This is a genomic window from Sphingobacterium kyonggiense, from assembly GCF_039536825.1.
Taxonomy (GTDB): domain Bacteria; phylum Bacteroidota; class Bacteroidia; order Sphingobacteriales; family Sphingobacteriaceae; genus Sphingobacterium; species Sphingobacterium kyonggiense.
The window spans coordinates 330817-350142 of record NZ_BAAAZI010000004.1 but is presented as its reverse complement, the minus strand read 5'-3'; the positions used below and the strand labels follow the sequence as shown (position 1 = coordinate 350142).

General features: G+C 38.5%; 16 protein-coding genes and 1 riboswitch. Of the genes, 6 read left to right on the top strand and 10 right to left on the bottom strand.

All coding sequences use genetic code 11. From position 1 onward, the window contains the following. Positions 1-27: 27 nt before the first annotated feature. Positions 28-789, top strand: a complete 762-nt coding sequence (locus tag ABD676_RS02630; protein ID WP_344673117.1) for a hypothetical protein — start codon at positions 28-30, stop codon at positions 787-789. A 28-nt stretch (positions 790-817) separates the two neighbouring features. On the opposite strand, the gene ABD676_RS02625 is transcribed toward ABD676_RS02630, so the two are convergent. Continuing rightward, on the bottom strand, positions 818-2467 hold the full coding sequence (locus ABD676_RS02625) for an amidohydrolase (RefSeq protein WP_344673116.1): 1650 nt from the start codon (positions 2465-2467) through the stop codon (positions 818-820). A gap of 124 nt (positions 2468-2591) precedes the next feature. After that, positions 2592-3002: a BrxA/BrxB family bacilliredoxin gene (locus ABD676_RS02620; protein WP_344673115.1), complete on the bottom strand. Its 411-nt coding sequence runs from the start codon at positions 3000-3002 to the stop codon at positions 2592-2594. A 165-nt stretch (positions 3003-3167) separates the two neighbouring features. Here ABD676_RS02620 and ahcY point away from each other — a divergent pair, with 165 nt between their 5' ends. Then, complete coding sequence (gene ahcY / locus ABD676_RS02615) at positions 3168-4484, top strand: adenosylhomocysteinase (RefSeq protein ID WP_344673114.1); 1317 nt, start codon at positions 3168-3170, stop codon at positions 4482-4484. A gap of 77 nt (positions 4485-4561) precedes the next feature. Further along, positions 4562-5032: a hypothetical protein gene (locus ABD676_RS02610; RefSeq protein WP_344673113.1), complete on the top strand. Its 471-nt coding sequence runs from the start codon at positions 4562-4564 to the stop codon at positions 5030-5032. Here ABD676_RS02610 and ABD676_RS02605 read toward each other — a convergent pair. Next, entirely contained in the window at positions 5024-5557 is a 534-nt protein-coding gene (locus ABD676_RS02605) for an AAA family ATPase (protein ID WP_344673112.1), read from the bottom strand. The two genes, ABD676_RS02610 and ABD676_RS02605, sit on opposite strands and share 9 nt — an antisense overlap. 1061 nt (positions 5558-6618) lie before the next feature. On the opposite strand from ABD676_RS02605, the gene ABD676_RS02600 reads away from it, so the two are divergent. Further along, positions 6619-7044, top strand: a complete 426-nt coding sequence (locus tag ABD676_RS02600) for a hypothetical protein (protein WP_344673111.1) — start codon at positions 6619-6621, stop codon at positions 7042-7044. 176 nt (positions 7045-7220) lie between these two features. Here ABD676_RS02600 and ABD676_RS02595 read toward each other — a convergent pair whose 3' ends face one another. Both ABD676_RS02595 and upp read right to left on the bottom strand, forming a co-directional pair. After that, the gene (locus tag ABD676_RS02595; protein ID WP_344673110.1) at positions 7221-7694 is read right to left on the bottom strand and encodes a ribonuclease H-like YkuK family protein; all 474 of its coding nucleotides are present in this window, start codon (positions 7692-7694) and stop codon (positions 7221-7223) included. 111 nt (positions 7695-7805) lie between these two features. Beyond that, positions 7806-8450 carry a uracil phosphoribosyltransferase gene (gene upp / locus ABD676_RS02590; protein ID WP_344673109.1) on the bottom strand — a complete coding sequence of 215 codons (645 nt, stop codon included), beginning with the start codon at positions 8448-8450 and terminating at the stop codon, positions 7806-7808. A gap of 118 nt (positions 8451-8568) precedes the next feature. Here upp and uvrB point away from each other — a divergent pair, with 118 nt between their 5' ends. After that, complete coding sequence (uvrB, locus tag ABD676_RS02585; protein WP_344673108.1) at positions 8569-10605, top strand: excinuclease ABC subunit UvrB; 2037 nt, start codon at positions 8569-8571, stop codon at positions 10603-10605. Between the two features lie 161 nt (positions 10606-10766). Here the strand turns inward: uvrB and ABD676_RS02580 are convergent, their stop codons facing one another. The 3 genes from ABD676_RS02580 to ABD676_RS02570 all read right to left on the bottom strand — a co-directional run bounded on the left by ABD676_RS02580 (position 10767) and on the right by ABD676_RS02570 (position 12382). Further along, positions 10767-11252, bottom strand: a complete 486-nt coding sequence (locus ABD676_RS02580; protein ID WP_344673107.1) for a DUF4488 domain-containing protein — start codon at positions 11250-11252, stop codon at positions 10767-10769. A gap of 362 nt (positions 11253-11614) precedes the next feature. Next, the gene (locus ABD676_RS02575) at positions 11615-12139 is read right to left on the bottom strand and encodes a DUF4833 domain-containing protein (RefSeq protein ID WP_344673106.1); all 525 of its coding nucleotides are present in this window, start codon (positions 12137-12139) and stop codon (positions 11615-11617) included. A gap of 66 nt (positions 12140-12205) precedes the next feature. Further along, complete coding sequence (locus ABD676_RS02570) at positions 12206-12382, bottom strand: hypothetical protein (RefSeq protein WP_344673105.1); 177 nt, start codon at positions 12380-12382, stop codon at positions 12206-12208. Between the two features lie 112 nt (positions 12383-12494). Here ABD676_RS02570 and ABD676_RS02565 point away from each other — a divergent pair, with 112 nt between their 5' ends. Next, positions 12495-13883: an APC family permease gene (locus ABD676_RS02565; protein WP_344673104.1), complete on the top strand. Its 1389-nt coding sequence runs from the start codon at positions 12495-12497 to the stop codon at positions 13881-13883. Positions 13884-13931: 48 nt separating this feature from the next. Here the strand turns inward: ABD676_RS02565 and metE are convergent, their stop codons facing one another. Both metE and ABD676_RS02555 read right to left on the bottom strand, forming a co-directional pair. Further along, the gene (gene metE, locus ABD676_RS02560; protein WP_344673103.1) at positions 13932-16241 is read right to left on the bottom strand and encodes a 5-methyltetrahydropteroyltriglutamate--homocysteine S-methyltransferase; all 2310 of its coding nucleotides are present in this window, start codon (positions 16239-16241) and stop codon (positions 13932-13934) included. A 72-nt stretch (positions 16242-16313) separates the two neighbouring features. Further along, positions 16314-16413: riboswitch (SAM riboswitch) on the bottom strand. 173 nt (positions 16414-16586) lie between these two features. Continuing rightward, entirely contained in the window at positions 16587-19298 is a 2712-nt protein-coding gene (locus tag ABD676_RS02555) for a TonB-dependent receptor domain-containing protein (RefSeq protein ID WP_344673102.1), read from the bottom strand. Positions 19299-19326: the final 28 nt, after the last annotated feature.

Here is a 19326-nt window from a genome sequence, read left to right as displayed (position 1 = left end):
TGGGCTCGACTGTTTATGCCGTTTTTTATGAGCTTCATTTTGGTTGCTTTATTTAATAAATGGGTTGGCCAAGGAATTGATTTCGGAAGAGATCTTTGGGGACAAATCCCTAAAAAGAATTTCATCTTATTTTTATCATTGCCCCTATTAACCGCTATTTTATTTCAACCGGTTTGGAAAAGCCTACGCTACAACTTTGGATCTGTTCTGCATCTGAGCAATATGAAAGACCTCAAAGAAAATGTAAATCCCAGTTTTTTGGAGGTTGATAATTGGTATGTGGATCGAATGCGTGTAATTCCTTTTAATTACATGGAAGATGGATTGAATGTCCCTCTGGGGAAAGTACGAGTAAATGTACTTTTCTTGGTTCCAATTTTCCAATTTGAAGATGCTTACCGATCTTTTGCTCGTGCCTGGTTAGCCTTTGATTATACGAAAGTAATAGACAAGGCGGATTTCAATGAGAATTATGGACAAGACTTTGTCAAGAGTTCCATGATCCATTTTAAACGAATGGACTTAAGACAATTTCAATATTTTGAGTCTTTTCCCAGGGATGATAAATACAGGGTATTTACCGATATGCAGCAATTGCATGGTTTCTATAAATCTGGCTTCGGCAATATTTATTTAGGTCAAGATATTAATCGCGATGAGTTATCAGCCTATTATGCCAAGTATGCACTCTTCCTGTTTGCTATTGTTGGAATCCCAGGGCTCCTAATTCTGAGTCTTGCTCTCTACTTCACAAAAAAGTACTGGTATAGCGCAGAAACAGACTATTGAACTGTATAATATATAAGTTAAGAAAAATCTATTTGCTTCTTTGGTAGACAGTCTCACCAGCAATTACGGTTCTTAAAGTCTTTATATCTCGAAGTTTGTTCGCATCAGCGGTCATGATGTCCTCCTCTAAAATCACAAAATCAGCATCTTTACCTTTTTCAATACTTCCTCTTTTCTTTTCTTGAAAACACGAATAGGCTGCCCAAATAGTCATGCCTCGAAGCGCTTGTTCTCGCGTAATGGCATTTTCCATTTGAAAGCCGCCATTGGGAAAACCATTTTTGTCTACTCGTGCTACAGCAGCATGAAACCCATATAAAGGATTAAAATGTTCCACGGGGAAATCACTTCCTAGCGCAAGCATACCATATTGGTTAAGAAGTTCTTTGTAAGCATAGGCAGTTTTTATACGATCTGGTCCAAGTCGATCACCGGCCCAATACATATCGGATGTGGCATGAGTAGGTTGTACCGAAGGGATGATTTGAAAGGTCTTAAACTTCGAGAAATCTGCAGGATCAATAATCTGTGCATGTTCTATTCTCCAACGACGGTCTTGACCATTCTTGATATACTTTCCGTAGGTATCCAATATGATGCGGTTCGCTGAATCGCCAATAGCATGTGTATTTACCTGGAAATTACTGTTAGCAAGTCTTTGGATCAATTGGTCAAATTCCTTTGGACTTTGAAGTAAGAATCCATGCGTTGGTGCATCATGATAAGCATGTAATAAGCAGGCTCCACGAGATCCTAAAGCTCCATCAGCCATCAACTTGAAGGAACGTACAGTTAGTCGATCAGATTCAAACGTACCTGATCTGAGGTATTGTTTAACACTGCTTGGGGTAGCCATCACCATGGCATAATCTCGAATCTGTAAAGAATCTTCATTATAAAACACCTTCAAGGCATCGATCTGGTCTTCTGTTAATCCGGCATCCACAATACTCGTCAAACCCACGGATAGGAGGGAATCTTGCGCACGGCGAAGCATTTTTAGGAGGGCACTGTTTTGATTCTTTGGAATGTGCTTACTCACCAATTGCATGGCATTATCAATCAGAATTCCATCGGGCAAACCTTCTTTGTTCACCGAGATCAATCCACCATCCACAAAATAAGCGGAATCTAGGCTAGCAATCTCCAATGCCTTCCCACTGGCAAGGGCAGCATGATAATCTACACGGCTTAAGAAAATAGGTAAATCAGGAAAATACTTGTCAAGAGAGTCCCGAACAGGGAAGTTTTTATCCGGCCATAGGTTTTGATCCCAACCATTCCCGATAATCCATTTCTTTTCGGGATGTGCAGCCACATAATCTTTTAAACGAAGGATTACTTCATCATAAGATTTGGCACCTAAAAGGCTTACTTCGTCCATTGCTTCAGCCAACATGAAAAAGTGTCCATGTGCATCATAAAAACCAGGATAGATGAATTTGCCTTGAGCATCCAGTTTTTCTTTTGCTTGATACTTATTCAACAATTCTTGGGAGCTACCCATTTCAATGAATACTCCGTTATTTACTGCAAATGCCTCAATATTGCTGAATGCAGAATCTACCGTATAGATTTTGGCATTATAAACAATCAAGTCGATTTGTTTATTGGTGGTACAGCCCACTAAACAAAAGAAAAAGAATAGGATAAGGATGTTGGTAGTTAACTTATTCATAATTAATGAAGCCAGTTAACAAATGTAATAAGAAAAGGTTGGAAAACTATAATAAGCAGAAAAAGCTTCTTTTAAGGTTAAAAGAAGCTTTTTCGATATTCAAAAATCAAAATACAATGATTGCTTAGCAATACTCATCGAAAGCAGCAACTAAGTTGTCTGCAATCATTTGAGCAGGGCGCCCTTCAATCATATGTCTTTCTATCATGTGTACCAATTGACCATCTTTGAATAAAGCCATTGCTGGTGAAGATGGTGGGTAAGGCAACATGTATTGACGTGCTCTATCAACAGCGTCTTTTTCCATACCTGCAAATACAGTAACTAATTTGTCAGGGTGTTTCTCATTTTTTACTGCTGCTTTCGCTGCTGGACGAGCATTTGCTGCAGCACATCCGCATACCGAGTTAACAACAACGAATACTGTTCCTTCTGAAGGAATAGCAGACTCAACTTCTTCCGAAGTTTTTAATTCTTGAAAGCCAGCATCAACTAACTCTTGACGCATCGGCGCCACTAAATATTCTGGGTACATATCTCTCTCCTTTACTAGTTTTCTACAAATATAACTTGAAAACCTACCTAAATCAAATTTATATCCTCAAGATAATGTCAATTTTAAACTTAATAATTCGTTAATACTTTGAATTGATTTGGTTATCAAGTAATTTTGTGGCGTTCAAATTAAAAACAAAAACATATGTCATCATTAGAAACTACCTATGTTCCATACAAAGTAAAAGACATCTCTTTAGCAGAGTGGGGACGAAAAGAAATAGAATTGGCCGAAGCTGAAATGCCTGGACTAATGTCCCTTCGTAAGGAATTTGGGGCTTCTAAACCCTTAAAAGGCGCTCGTATTGCTGGATGTTTGCACATGACTATTCAAACGGCTGTTTTAATCGAAACCTTGGTTGAACTTGGTGCTGATGTTTCTTGGTCTTCATGTAATATCTTCTCAACGCAGGATCATGCTGCTGCTGCTATTGCTGCCGCTGGTATCCCTGTATATGCATGGAAAGGTATGAACGAAGAGGAATTCAACTGGTGTATTGAGCAAACTTTGTTCTTTGGCGAAGATCGTCAAGCGTTAAACATGATCTTAGATGATGGTGGTGACTTAACGAACATGGTTTTCGATCAATTCCCTGAATTAATCGATGGCATCAAAGGTTTATCAGAAGAAACTACAACAGGTGTTCACCGTTTATATGAGCGTATGAAAAACGGTACGCTTCATTTACCGGCAATCAATGTGAATGACTCTGTTACAAAATCAAAATTTGATAACAAATATGGTTGTCGTGAGTCTTTAGTTGATGCTATCCGCCGTGCTACCGATTTAATGTTAGCAGGTAAAGTAGCTGTAGTAGCTGGTTATGGTGATGTAGGTAAAGGTTCTGCGGAGTCTTTGCGTTCTGCTGGAGTACGAGTAATCGTTACGGAAATCGATCCGATCTGTGCTTTACAAGCTGCGATGGAAGGTTACGAAGTGAAAAAGATGAATGAAGCGATCAAAGAAGCAAATATCGTAGTGACTACAACAGGTAACAAGGATATCATTCGTCCTGAACACTTCAAAGCGATGAAAGATAAAACGGTTGTTTGTAATATCGGACACTTCGATAACGAGATCGATGTTGCTTGGTTAAACAATAACCATGGAGATAGTAAAGTAGAGATCAAACCTCAGGTTGATAAATATACTATTGATGGTAAGGATATCATCCTATTGGCTGAAGGTCGTTTGGTAAACTTAGGTTGTGCAACTGGACACCCATCATTCGTGATGTCAAATTCATTCACAAACCAAACCTTGGCGCAATTGGAACTTTGGATGAATACCGATCAATACAAAAAAGAAGTTTATACTTTACCAAAACACTTGGATGAGAAAGTTGCACGTCTTCACTTAGCCCATATTGGTGTCGAGTTGGATGAGTTAACTCCAGAACAAGCTGAGTACATCGGTGTAACAGTAGAAGGGCCTTATAAGCCAGAAGCTTATAGGTATTAATAGCTATTAAAAAAATAAAGGAGTCTCATAAATTTTGAGACTCCTTTTTTTTGTACATTCGAAAATAATCTAAAAAGATGAAATCGAAAATCTCACTCTTCGTTTTAGCATTAACTTGCTTCTTTTTGAGTTCCTGTTCATTTATGTGGCCAGTATTCCTAATTAACAATTTGAATGCTCCAGTTACCCTACATATTCAAACCATAGAAACACAAAATAATTCCAAAATGGACCTTGATTTCATTCCAGGAGTCGAATTTGAAGAAGGTTTAGATGGAAAGGATTTTTACAATGGAATAGCGACGAAATTGGCTATCAAAGAAGAAGGTAATAGGCTGATACAAGTTGAACTTCCTGCATTAAGCACAACACGACTTGCAACCGCGACGAATGGTTTTCCTGATGTCTTTGAATGGGTGGAATTAGAATACAATGGAAAAAAGGTAAGACTAAATAGGGACGAACTACAGGCAAAGTTGAAAAAAGAACATTTCTATAATCTTTTAGCCTACTCTAAGAAATTTCTTTTCCTCAAGGGCTTATTTTAAGAGGTTCTGAGCGACTTCTTTTGCCCGGAGGTACCGTTGGGTTCCCAGTCCCGAAATCAGCTCATAGCGGGCGTCTATTGCTTTCAGTTCCTGTGTCCAAACGGATAAGAAGTGTTCCCTTTGTTCTGGAAAATCCCGCAAGGGGTCATCTTCCCAAGGCAAATCAATATCCATCAATAAATAAAAATCATAGGCTCTATTCCGGATTTCATTTTTCACCACTTCCGGCGTTTCTCCGAATAGATGGTCACACCAGATTTTTACGGTTAAAATGGTCGTATCACAAACCAATAGCGTTGGTTCCGTAGCTAACATCGCTTCCTCTAAAGCAACTTGTCCATAAAACATATTCAGCTCATCTTGCATGCTGTATTCCCTGTTCAGATTAGCACAGTAATAACGAGAATATTCCGGGACCATCAATCCATTAAAAGTTTGAGCTAAATACTTTGCCATACTGGATTTTCCTGTAGATTCTGGACCTACTACAGCTATTTTAATGGGAGTTTTGGATGTTGCCTGCATAGAATAGCAATATTACTGAAAATTCTAAAGCTTTTTATCCCTACTGTCCATTTGCATTCAATAAGAAAACTGTATGGTTTTACCTTGGGAAGGCTTTATGTTTCCTTCTGTTTTGGTTCTAGTATGCTTCGAGACTCTCAAGGAATTTCCTTGGATCTGATAAGGACCTTGTTCGGATCTCGTTCGCTTCTAACCGAACGAGATCCGAAGAAGTTCCGAAGGAGTTCCGAACAAGTTCCGAAGGAGATCCGAAGAAGTGTCGAATAAAACCCCTGAGAGAGACCGCTTCGCTGCTAGATGTGAGATATGAGATTTGAGATAGAAAGGGTGTTAGGTGTGAGTGTTAAGTTGGGTTTTTCCGTTTCATGTAGGTCGATGCATGCATCGACCGCTAATAGATAATATCCTAAACCTCACCTCTAGTGTTTGTTGTTTACATCCTGAATCGAAGATGAAGGAACTTTAAACAATGCATTTAGATTAAGTAAATAGGTTGAAATATAGTTAGTTAAAAGGCGGTCGAAGCATGCTTCGACCCTACAGTTAGGGGAATTATTGGTTATATTTTCACGATTGTTTGTAGGGCGATGCTTGCATCGACCGCTAATAATCAATACCCAAATACCTTAATTCAAATCTTTTTTCCGCTTTCAGAATTCTATTGTCTTTCAAAACAAAAAAACGGGCAGACATTCCGCTCGTTTTCATCGGGGATAACCCCCTCTTCAATCACGCTTAGTGCTGCCCCTACCATACGTCCTTCCTATACAGTTATCTATTCGTTCGGATTAAAAAAGTAAAGTGACCGCTTCGCTGCTAGATGTGAGATATGAGATTTGGGATAGAAAGGGTGTTAGATGAGGGTATTAGGTTGGGTTTTTCCGTTTCATGTAGGGTCGATGCATGCATCGACCGCCATATAGTATATTCTCCAATCAATTTTTTTCCGCTGTCAGAATTCTATTTAATAGTTTATGAATTAACCAGTTTAAAAGCTAATCTAGTTAAAAAATTTTCATCAAGTGTCGCGTATTTACAAGACAACTTGTTGTTTTTACTTTATGAACAACTTATTTAAAATATCGTTAATAGCATTGCTGGCATCATTTATATCATGTACTGATACTAATGAACCATTTTTTGAAGATATTTATGTGTATAAAAACATACTCCCAAATAAGATTTCGATTGATTTTTATAAACTGAATGCTGAAAAAGTATCTGTGGATATAACTGACAGTATCAGTATTAGTAGGGACCATAACCAGTTTGATTATACTTTTTCTCCAGCATCTAATGATTCTATAATTGTCAAATTTCATGACGGAAAAAAAATTGTTTTCAAATATGAACCCAACTCATTCAATTGGAATGTGAATGCAATAAATTATAGCATCTACAAAAAAACTTATAAAATAAAAGACAATCTGACTACCCAGTTCTACACTTACACAATCGATAAAAAACTATACGAATTAGCTAAATAATACAAATGAGGACACATGTGTATCTGAAGAAAACCAGAAATTAAGGAGGGTAGCTGTCCCTTTCAGCAATTTAGTGGAAAGAAATTGCTTAAAATTTAGGGGAGTAAATTCTTCACTCTTTAATTATTTGGGGTAATTAAAGAAGACTATTACTACTAGAAAGGGTCTTTTGTAGCTTATTGAACAAGCTTGTTTGCACAGTTTGTGCTTGCAAAAGACTCAGGTTTTGCCTTAAAGATAAATCCCATTCCTAAAATATAACCCATTGCTTCCTTAAGGGCGGTGTTGGATTGGAAATTCGGATTGGTATTGATGTCGGCGTGTACTTCCAGATCGATTTGATACTGTTCTAAGAGGGGGCAAAGTTCGTAGGCTGTTTCGATGGAATGCTGAACTTCTAAAAGCATTCTTTCTTTGATGGTCATGTTGTGGTTTTTACGGTCCTTACGGATAAACATAAAACCACCTCGGTGTTCGCGGAGGAAGACGATGACGGTGGCAAATTCAACAGTTCCTCGTTTTACTTGGGAATCTGTACCGATGTATACCTTCAGTTTATTGCCAATTTCATTCTCCCGGAGGATGGTTTCCTCAACTGCAGACCATATGGGTAATTTCAGGGTCTCTCCATTGTATTTTTGCCATTCCATATTGTGAAAATTTGTTTACTAAATTTACTGATATGTTGTTCATTATCTTGGTATTGTGTGTTAAGTTATTGCTAAATATTTGTTTACTGATTTTTTTGGTCCTTTCGTCCCTTATTCCTTGTTTCCATAAGCCAGATCGCCCGCATCCCCTAATCCTGGGACTATATAAGACTTGCTGGTCATTTCCTTATCGACTTCACCTACCCAAATTTGCACCTCAGGGAGAAAGGCCTGCACATGTTGTAACCCTTCTTCTGAAGCAATAACAGTAGCTATATGCAGCTCACGGATATTGTACTCACTGAGTAAATCCTTACAACAAAGTACCAGACTGCGACCAGTGGCTAACATGGGGTCAGCAACGATGACAATCTTATCATCCAGATTAGGTGTGTTCTGGTATTTCTTGTGAATCTCAAATTCGCCACTTTTTTTGGTGTGTCGGAAAGCCGCAATAAAAGCACTGTCTGACCGGTCAAAATAGTTTAGAAAACCTTGGTGAAAGGGTAGACCTGCACGGATAATGGTCGCAATGACCGGCTGTTCGCTTAACAGGTGTGTATTAGCCATGCCCAATGGTGTCTCTACTTCAGTAGCTTTATACTCGAAGGTTTTGGAAATTTCATAAGCCATGATTTCACCAATGCGTTCTAGATTTCTACGAAAGCGCATGCGATCGCGTTGGATTCGAACATCACGTAATTCTGCCAAAAAGTGATTGGCAATCGTATTTTGTTTTGTTAAGATAGTTACCATGACAAAAAGTCTCCTTATACAGCAAATTACTAATTAATTTTTGTATTTAACCGCTGGAAACTCATATAGTTTTATTCGGGAATAATATTTGATAGTTTAGTGTCAGGAAAGGCATTCTATGAAATTTAAATTAACATCCGAATATAAACCTACTGGAGATCAGCCACAGGCTATCAAAGAACTTGTTCAGGGCGTAAATGATGGAGAAACCTATCAGACTCTTTTAGGGGTTACTGGATCGGGTAAAACCTTTACAGTAGCGAATGTTATTCAAGAAACGCAGAAACCAACACTCATTCTCAGTCATAATAAGACCTTGGCAGCACAGCTTTACGGAGAATTTAAACAATTCTTCCCGGAGAATGCAGTCAATTATTTTGTGTCTTATTACGATTATTATCAGCCAGAGGCATTTATCGCTTCTTCCAATACCTACATCGAGAAGGATTTGGCGATCAATGAGGAGATTGAGAAATTGCGTTTGGCAACGACTTCGGCTTTAATGTCGGGAAGAAGGGATGTTATCGTTGTTTCCTCCGTTTCCTGTATTTACGGTATGGGTAATCCAGAAGATTTTTCTAGATCAATTTTCCGATTTGCCGTCGGGACTACAATTAGTAGAAATGCATTTCTATATAAATTAGTGGAAATACTTTACGCTAGGACTACCGCTGAATTTAAGCGTGGTACGTTCCGGGTAAAAGGAGATACCATTGATGTGTATCCAGCCTATCAGGATTCGGCATACCGTATTTCTTTTTTTGGTGATGAAATAGATGAACTTAGTGAGATCGATCCGGTATCGGGCAGGACATTGGAAAAGCATGAGAGCTTAGCTTTATTTCCAGCAAACCTTTTCGTGACGCCTAAGGAGAAATTTACTCAATCTATCTTTTCCATTCAGGAGGAGCTAATGGCTCGGAAAACCCAATTGGAAGAGGAGGGGAAAATGTTGGAAGCGAAGCGACTGGAAGAACGTGTAAACTACGATTTGGAGATGATGCGGGAGCTGGGCTACTGTTCGGGAATTGAGAACTATTCCAGATTCTTTGATGGTAGAGAACCGGGTATGCGACCATTCTGCTTGCTGGATTATTTTCCAGAAGATTATTTATTGGTCATCGATGAGAGCCATGTGACCATTCCGCAGTTAAGAGCGATGTATGGTGGGGATAGGTCCAGAAAGATTTCTTTAGTAGAACACGGTTTCCGACTTCCTGCAGCGCTGGATAATAGGCCATTAAACTTTCCAGAGTTTGAGTCTTTGACGAATCAGACACTTTATGTTTCGGCGACACCAGGTGATTATGAATTGCAACAAACAGAAGGGGTGGTTGTGGAGCAGGTGATTCGCCCTACAGGATTATTGGATCCGGTGGTTGAAGTCAGACCAGCGATCAATCAAGTAGATGATTTCTTGGAAGAAGTAGATAAGACCATAAAAGAAGGTGGACGTGTATTGGCTACTACCTTGACCAAACGTATGGCAGAGGAGTTGACCAAGTATATGTCCCGTTTAAATATCAAAGTACGCTATATACACTCGGAGGTTAAAACACTGGAGCGGGTGGAGATATTGAGAGGTTTACGACTTGGGGAATTTGATGTTTTGGTAGGTGTCAACCTATTACGTGAGGGTTTGGATTTACCAGAAGTAACCTTGGTTGCTATTTTGGATGCGGATAAGGAAGGATTCTTACGTTCCGAAAGATCCTTAATACAAACCATTGGTCGTGCTGCACGTAACGATAAAGGGCGGGTAATCATGTATGCCGATAAAATGACGGACAGCATGCAGGTGACAATTGATGAGACCAATAGACGTCGTGAGAAACAAATGAACTACAATACAGAACATGGCATCACGCCAAGGACTGTAGGTAAAACCCGAGAGGAAATTCTAGAGCAGACTTCTGTTGCAGACTTTAAGGGTGAGCCAAAGGCCTATGTTGAACCGGATGCAAGTTCTTCCGTAGCAGCCGATCCATTGATCGAGTATATGAGTGAGAAGGAAATGAAAAAGGCAATCGAAACGGTTAGGAAGCGTATGGAGAAAGCAGCCAAGGAAATGGAGTTCTTGGAGGCGGCTAAATTACGTGATGAAATGTTTGCCTTGGAAAAGGCATTTGAAGAGAAGTTTTCGAGGAAGGTATAATGAAATTAGAACTTAAAAGGTAGCTTTCCATTGCTGTTTCACTTGATTTAAATTTCGCTAATTAAATCCTAGTAGATTCTACTATTTAAGAAATTAAAAAAGGCAGAATAGTTTAACCTACTATTCTGCCTTTAAATGTTATTAAGTTTTTTGTTTTATTCTTACTTATTAAACGGCAAAATTCTAGTCCAGACTTCTGTGAATTCAAATGTTCCTGGAGGTTGATTTTCTTTTACATTGAATCTTACGGTTAGCGTATTTTTATCTTCGGAAAGTTGATATTGGATACCTGCATTTTGGTCTACTAAATGCGCATTTAAAACATCGTTGCCACCGCCAATTATTTCCTTATATCTATCTTTTGAAATGGATTTAAATGTTCCCGAATGCGTCATAATAAAGCCTTTCTCTGTTAGTGTTATTGTTTGAAAGCTGCGGTCCTTGCCATAAACTTTTAGGGTATATCCATTAAAAGGAACGGATTCACCTGCTTGAGTTATAAATGTTTTATATTGCCAACTTCCAATTAAATCAGGGTTGTCGATAGAAGCCTGAATTATTACGGGTTGTTTCTTTTTTTGTGCATAAGAAAATTGCGTTACACCGAATGATAAAGTCAGTAATAATAGGATTGATCTTAATTTCATGAAATTAATAGTTTAATAATATGTGTTCATAATATTTCATGAAGATATCAATTTTTTGCTGTAGAATATTACTGAAAGTTAAAATTATTACACAGGCGTTTTAATTACTGATAGGAGATCAGAAAAAGGGAGTTCTCGACTTATTGTTTTGTAAAATGCAATATCAGATTTAGGATGGCAGCAACAAAGAGGATATAACCAATAGTTTTGGTGGTTTTATTTTCTTTTCTGATGGAAACAATTCCAATCGTTAAAAAGCATAAGGCAAAGACGAGGTACATAGGCGTTAAAGGTAATTTACCTCAATATACTAAAATAATACTGGCTTTGAAATTAAGGTTAAGTAGTATGAAGGAGTATTCTTAAGGCATTTCTTGTTTTAAAGATTGATTCTTGCCATTACTTTGACCGTAATAGAGGATATAATCGAGTTTTGTACTTAGACCAGAAGTGCCATCTTTTATTTTAATAAAAATACGATCAAGACGAATATATTGTCCATTTACTTTTGTAATAACAAACGGTGTTCCTGATTTAGGTAAATGCAAGTAAAGCTTTTGTTCGGGGATTGAAACAATATTTGCTTCATATTTATCTCCTGACAATTTCTTAATATTTATGCCATAGGCAAAAGTCTTCTGGATTCCAGTTAAAGGTCGAACTTCACCATTCTTTTCAAATAATTGCCGATAAACCTTAATGGGATTATTGTAATGAATTTCACCTTTATTATTTTTATTCAAGGCATAAATGAAAGTATTTTTTCCTTGATTATGTTGAATATAAAATAATACATCCGTTTTATTACTGGGCGACGGATAGTTCTCTTGTGCTTGAACAAACAGCAGATTAAAGGCAATAAGAAGGATGAAGCTAAATTCTTTCATGAGCTAACTTATATTGCCATGAATTTACAAGTATTCAGATTAAGAATACGTTATATTTAGTTAAAATTATTTCTGCCCTCCGCCCATAAATCGTGTAATGATCCATACCAAAATGGCAACAACCAATACGACTACAATGATACCAGACCAAACTCCGGCTTTAAAGATACCTTCAATTACTGAACAGCTGCTCAATAAGGAGGTGAACAAAAATGCGATTAAAAATCCCTTTATACGTTTCATAGTTGTGCTTTTTATTTTAAAACAATAGATAATTGAAATAGTTTAAATTTTTTATTGCACTATTCTCTAATTGCTTGATTATTTGTACGTTTATATCCGCAAAACCTAAAGTATGAGAAAACAATTGAACCTTCGTGATGCCATCATGATTGTGATGGGGTCAATGATTGGGAGCGGGATATATATTGTTTCGTCGGATATGATGCGACAATTAGGCTCTGGTTATTGGCTCATTGCAGTTTGGCTCATCACGACCATAGCTACGATTGCTGCTGCAATCTGCTATGGTGAATTATCCTCTATGTATCCTAAAGCAGGAGGACAATATACCTACCTCACTGAAATCTTTGGTAAGTTAACAGGCTTTCTCTATGGTTGGAGCCTTTTTGCTGTCATTCAAACCGGAACAATCGCTGCTGTTGCGGTAGCTTTTGGTAAGTTTGCCGCCTATGTTATCCCTGGTTTAAGTGATGCTCCTCCTCTCTATCAAAATGGTACTTTCATGATTACTTGGATGCAGATTATTGCTATTGCAGTGATTATTTTGCTAACCTACATCAATACACGGGGAGTTCGAAGCGGCAAATTGGTGCAATTGGTCTTTACCTCTTCTAAGATTATTGCGCTAGTGTTGCTTATTGTAGGAGGCCTACTGCTAATCAAAAATAATTTCTTCTTAGAGAACCTTAGTTACGGTTGGGATTCTTTCCAGAATTTAGATGGCTCTGGTTGGAAGGGTATATCTGGGGGCGTTCTGATGGGAGGAGTACCCGCAGCAATGGTAGGCTCTATTTTTTCAAGTGTCGCTTGGGAGAATGTGACCTTTGTAGCAGGAGAAATTGAGAATCCCAAGCGAAATGTAGTGGTTTCCATGGTAGTAGGAACGAGTTTGGTGATGCTTCTGTATTTGCTGTGCAATTATGTTTACCTGTCAGCACTCAGTAGGGAAGAGATAGCTTTTGCTAGCAATGACCGTGTGGCTATTGCTGCTGCTGAGAAGTTGTTGGGGCATACTGGAACTATCATCATGGCTGTATTGGTGATGTTATCCACTTTTGGCTGTGTGAATGGTATTGTGCTATCTGGAGCTAGAGTATTTCAGTCTATGGCCAAAGATGGCTTGTTCTTAAAGCAAGCCATTCCGAATAACAAACATGATGTTCCAGGTCGATCTTTATGGTTTCAAGGGATCTGGGCTTCTATCTTATGTTTGAGTGGTCAATATGGGAACTTATTGGATATGGTGTCCTTTGTCATCGTCATATTTTATATGGTTACCGTGGTTGGCGTGATTTACCAACGTTTTAAGCATCCAGAATTGGAGCGTCCTTACAAAACTTTCTTATATCCATTACCAGCGATCATATATTTAGTAATAGGAGCTGTTTTCTGCGGTTTATTGATTGTTTTCAAGCCGCAATATACTTGGCCGGGCTTTATTTTGATTTTATTGGGATTGCCAATTTATTATCTCGTATTAAAAAAGTCAGGCCGAACATAAGTCCGGCCTGGCAACAAATTATATTTTATATCACTATTTCTTTTGCGATTACTCTGCTCTAAGAATTTTGGCAGCTTCTACCATTGATTCTAAAGCAGCTTTAGTTTCTGGCCAAGCACGAGTTTTCAAACCACAATCAGGGTTAACCCATAGTTGCTCAGAAGGAACTACTGCTTTCGCTTTGCGCAATAAGTTCACCATTTCATCAGTACTAGGTACACGTGGCGAGTGGATGTCATAAACACCAGGACCAATATCATTAGGATATTTAAAGTCAGCGAAAGCGTCTAATAATTCCATTTGAGAACGTGAAGTCTCAATAGTAATTACGTCTGCATCCATTGCTGCGATGTCTTCAATGATATCGTTGAATTCCGAGTAACACATGTGTGTGTGGATCTGTGTATCATCATCAACATTTGAAGAAGAAACACGGAAAGCACGTACTGCCCAATCCAAGTAATCTTGTTGATCAGCTTTACGTAGAGGAAGACCTTCACGGATAGCAGGCTCATCAATTTGGATGATTTTGATACCAGCTTTTTCTAAAGCTTGAACTTCGTCTAAGATAGCCAATGCAATTTGGTAAGTCGTGGTAGAACGAGGTTGGTCGTTACGTACGAAAGACCATTGTAAGATCGTTACTGGACCAGTTAACATACCTTTTACAGGGCGGTTAGTTAATGATTGTGCATATGCAGACCAACGAACAGTCATGTCTTCTGGACGGAATACATCACCATAAATAATTGGAGGTTTCACACAACGAGAACCGTACGATTGTACCCATCCGTTTTGAGTGAATGCATATCCCGCTAATTGCTCTCCGAAATACTCCACCATGTCATTACGCTCGAATTCACCATGTACTAATACATCGATATCCAATTGCTCTTGTAGACGGATAGTTCTTTCTGTTTCTTCAGCGATTTCTTTATCGTATTGCTCTTGAGAGATAGATCCTTTTTTCAAGTCTGCTCTCCATTTACGAACGTCTTTTGTTTGTGGGAATGAACCGATTGTAGTTGTTGCGAATGCTGGAAGGTTGAACTTCGCTTGTTGCGCAACTTTACGGTCATTGAATTTAGAAGTACGAGTAGCATCATCATCAGTGATATTGCTAACACGAGTTTTAACTTCTGGTCTGTGGATTAATGGAGAAGTACGACGGCTTTCGTTTGCAGCTTTATTTGCTTCAAAACGTTTTTGCGTATCTGCATCTACATCACCTTCAGCTAATACAGCTAAGTCTTTTACTTCAGCTAATTTTTGTTTAGCAAATGCTAACCAGTTTTTCACTTCCGCAGGAAGAGATTCTTCGTTTTGTTCATTGTCTAAATCAAAAGGAACATGAAGTAAAGAAGAAGAAGGAGCAACCCATACGCGGTCTTTTCCTAATTTATCTACAGCTTGTTTGATTTTTTCTAAAGATTTCTCGTAGTCATTTTTCCAAATGTTACGGCCTTCAACCACACCTAAAGAAAGGGTTAGGTTTGCAGGTACTTTAGCTAATATAGAGTCGAGTTGGTTTTCACCACGAACAAGGTCTAGGTGAAGCGCGTGTACTGGAAGTGCTAATGCCGTATCCTCATTATCGCGTAATGCCTCGAAGTAAGTAGCAACGATTAATTTGATGCCTTTAGCTGCTGCAGCAAGTTTTTCAAAAACTTTACCATAAAGCGCACGGGTTGCATCATCGATATCTAAAGCTAAGAATGGCTCATCGATCTGAACATATTGCGCGCCAGCATCAGCCAATTTTGCTAAGATTTCTTCGTAAACCGGAAGTAATTTATCGATTAAGTCGATACGGTTAAAGCCAAATTCTTTTTCTTTACCTAATAATAAGTAAGAAATAGGACCTAAGATTACCGGTTTTGTTTCAATTCCTTGTTGTTTAGCTTCATTGTATTCGCTAAGGAATTTCTCTGAAGTCAATTTGAAAGACTGATCTTTCACGAATTCAGGAACGATATAGTGGTAGTTGGTGTCGAACCATTTGGTCATCTCCATCGCCGTTACATCTACTCCTCCTTCTTGGAAACCACGCGCCATAGCAAAGTATAAATCTAGGTTATACTGACGGTCGATTTTGTTTAACAAAGAGTTGTAACGTGCTGGGATAGCACCTACAGTAAGAGAAAGGTCTAAGACTTGATCATAAAAGGAGAAGTCGTTAGAAGGGATCAGGTCAATTCCTGCGTCCTTTTGAGTCTTCCAGTTGCCTTCACGGATTTTCAGTCCTGCTTGCAATAATTCTTCCGCGCTGATCTTTTTCGCCCAGTAAGCTTCGTTAGCTTTCTTCAATTCGCGGAATGCGCCCACACGTGGGTAACCTAAATTGTTCGTTAATAACATAAAGTATTCTACTTAATTAATTTTTCACTAAAGTTGTTTGCTAAGAGAAGGCTACTAAGGGCTAGTATGGCCAGCTTATCTTTCCCTTTCGGGGGTAGAATGTAGCACCTTGTCAAGTGACAGGTTGCTAAGGCTTCATTGGGTCTAGTCCCTCTGCCTTTCTCTATAAGCGGTGGCTAAGTTATGTATTAGATTTTATAATAGCAAGAAAATATTTTTTTATTGGGTTGCTACACATTCTTATTCAAGGAGCTTTTAAGTGAACTGTATACCCTCATCCTCAAAAAAATTACCCTCAGCTCATATAAATAAGCTGAGGGTAATGGTTTCTGATTAGCTATGGAATTATTTTATATGGTAACGGATACCGGTATAAAACATACGTCCTGCGATTGGACCCCAAAGCATATTCGTATCGAAGTTAGAACCAAATGGATCATCGTAAGCCAAGATTGGGTCCTTCTGGTAAAAATTTGTTAAGTTTTCTCCACCGATATAGATGTCAAAGTTTTTGTTCTTACCGAATGTACGACTAACCTGTGCATTCATAGTCACATAGGCATCGGATTGATTTGCCAATTGGTAAGGCGCTGGATTTGTACTGGTATTTGGCAAACGCTTCTTGCCAACCATGTTTAGCGTATAATCAAAACTCCATCCTGAATGAAGGTTATAGGCTAAGTTTAAGAATCCACGGTGTTTTGCCGTAAGTGGTTTTTGTAATTTGCCGGATTCATAGTCAGTCTGTACATCCAACATACGATAAGCCATGCGAACCTCAAAGTGATTTGCAGGCATAAAACGGAAATCAGCTTGTAAACTGTTGGAATAAGATTTTCCATCCAAGTTATAGAATGCAACTTGATCAGGATTTTCGAAATCCACTACTACCTGATTTTGGAAAGTATTGTGGAATAATTCAATGGCAATACCTGATTCACGACCAAATAATTGGAAGCTTTGATCAAACATTAGTCCAGTGTTCCAAGAAACTTCTGGTTTTAAACCATAAGCATTGGATCCATTAGCTAATTGATCTAAGTTGCGGATCTCGCGACTGGAAGCAAAAATACCTAGGTTCTCAGCAAAGATATTCGCTGTACGTTGTCCACGTCCTGAGCTGATACGGAAGGTCGTACCTAAGATAGGTTCGTAACGTAATACCGCACGAGGGGTAGTAAACCAACCATATAGATTGTTATAGTCCTGACGAATTCCTAGAACAGCATCAAACTTTTCAGTCGGGCTGTACGTATATTCTAAGAACGCACCAGCGACAGACTCTTTACGTCCAAATTGATAAGCAAAATTGTTGCTGCTGTTAACACGACTTAAATCTTCATCGAATTTGTCGTATTGAAATGAAGCACCAACTTTGTATTTATGGGCCACACTGGAAAAAATATCCTGGAAAAGAAGGTTAGCATACATAGACTGTTGCTCATTATCGTAGCCAGTTAATCCAAAATAACTGTCTTGCTTATAACGACTAGCTGATAATTGTAAACCAATACTACGGTGTTTATTGGTTGGGAATACATAACCCAGTTTACCAAATCCTTCAATGCGTTCATTTTTGAATCCTAGACCGTAGTGATTTGTCGTGAATTTATCGGTTTTCTCATTGAAATCAATCTGTCCGCCTACGCGGTCATCATTTAGGTATTTTACACCGAATTGTGCTATAATGCCTTTTCCGTTTTCATAATGCCATCTGTTTACTCCGGAGAACAAGTTGCCGACAGGCATATCCCTGAAACCATTGTCACTAAAGTTCATTTTCTTATTATACATGAAGTTATCATGCAGTAATAAACCAACAGACCATTTTTCATTGATGTGTGTAGCTAAGTTTAAATTGACATCTGTACGACCCATGTTATTGGCATAAGCATTAAAATAAAGCTTATCGGTATTATGCGGTTTTTTAAGTTCCACATTGATCTGTCCAGCCATGTTTTCAAATCCATTGGCTACAGAACCAATACCCTTACTGATATTGATGGACTCAATCCAAGTTCCGGCAATGGTGTTTAATCCTAGGGGAGAAGCAAAGCCACGAGGACCGGGTAGATTCTCCACAGTTAATTGAGTATAAATCCCACTTAGACCAAGCATTTGGATTTGTTTTGCTCCAGTAACAGCATCTGAGCTTACTACATCTACAGAAGCATTGGTACTGAAACTTTCACTCAAATCACAACAAGCTGCTTTGAACAATTCTTTGGCTGTGATGGTTTCTACGCGTACAGGGCTTAGTTTATTGATGTAATTGGTCTTTTGTCTTCTAGAAATAACAACCTCTTGCAAAACATTATTTTTTGCTTGTATAACCACAATGTCGTGAAGATTCTTCACTTCCACCGTGTCAGATGTCATACTCGCATGGGCAACCACTAAATAACGGTACGGCTTAACGTGCATGATTTTAAACACGCCGTTTTCATTACTTTTTACTTTTTTATTTGGTGCATCAGCCCAATAAACGGTCACATCAGTGATGGGGGTTAAATCACCTTTTTCATTTTCATTAACAACAACACCAGTTACTTCGTGATCATGGTCGTGGTCATGTCCACCTTTATCATCTGCTTTTGCTTCACCATGATCGTGTCCTTCGTGTTCATCGTGATCATGTGCCTCACCTTCATGGTCATGATCGTGGTCGTGGTCATGGTCGTGGTCATGTTCTTTTTTAGCATGAGTGCCATTGCTTTTATCATCCCACCGTGGGTATAAGCAGCATTCATGAAGCTTATCGTAGGCTTCTTGTGTTGCGCGAAATTCTCTGGTATCATGACCCGCATCAGCCATGGATTTCTTGATTTTCTCTAGGGATGTTTTCTTGCTGTCGAAAGTGACTTTAGCAATATGAGTTGTTGCATCCCAATTAATACTACTTGCGCCAGCATCTTTCCCGGCTTTTTCAATGCGTTTTTTACACATGCCGCAGTTTCCTGCAACTTCAAATTCTTCTTTTATTGTCGTGGATTGAGCGAATGTAAAATTGCTCAATAATACTAAGGTACCAATGATGATACTTTTAATCGTGTTCATATAAAAATTAAATAAATAGTTTATCCAA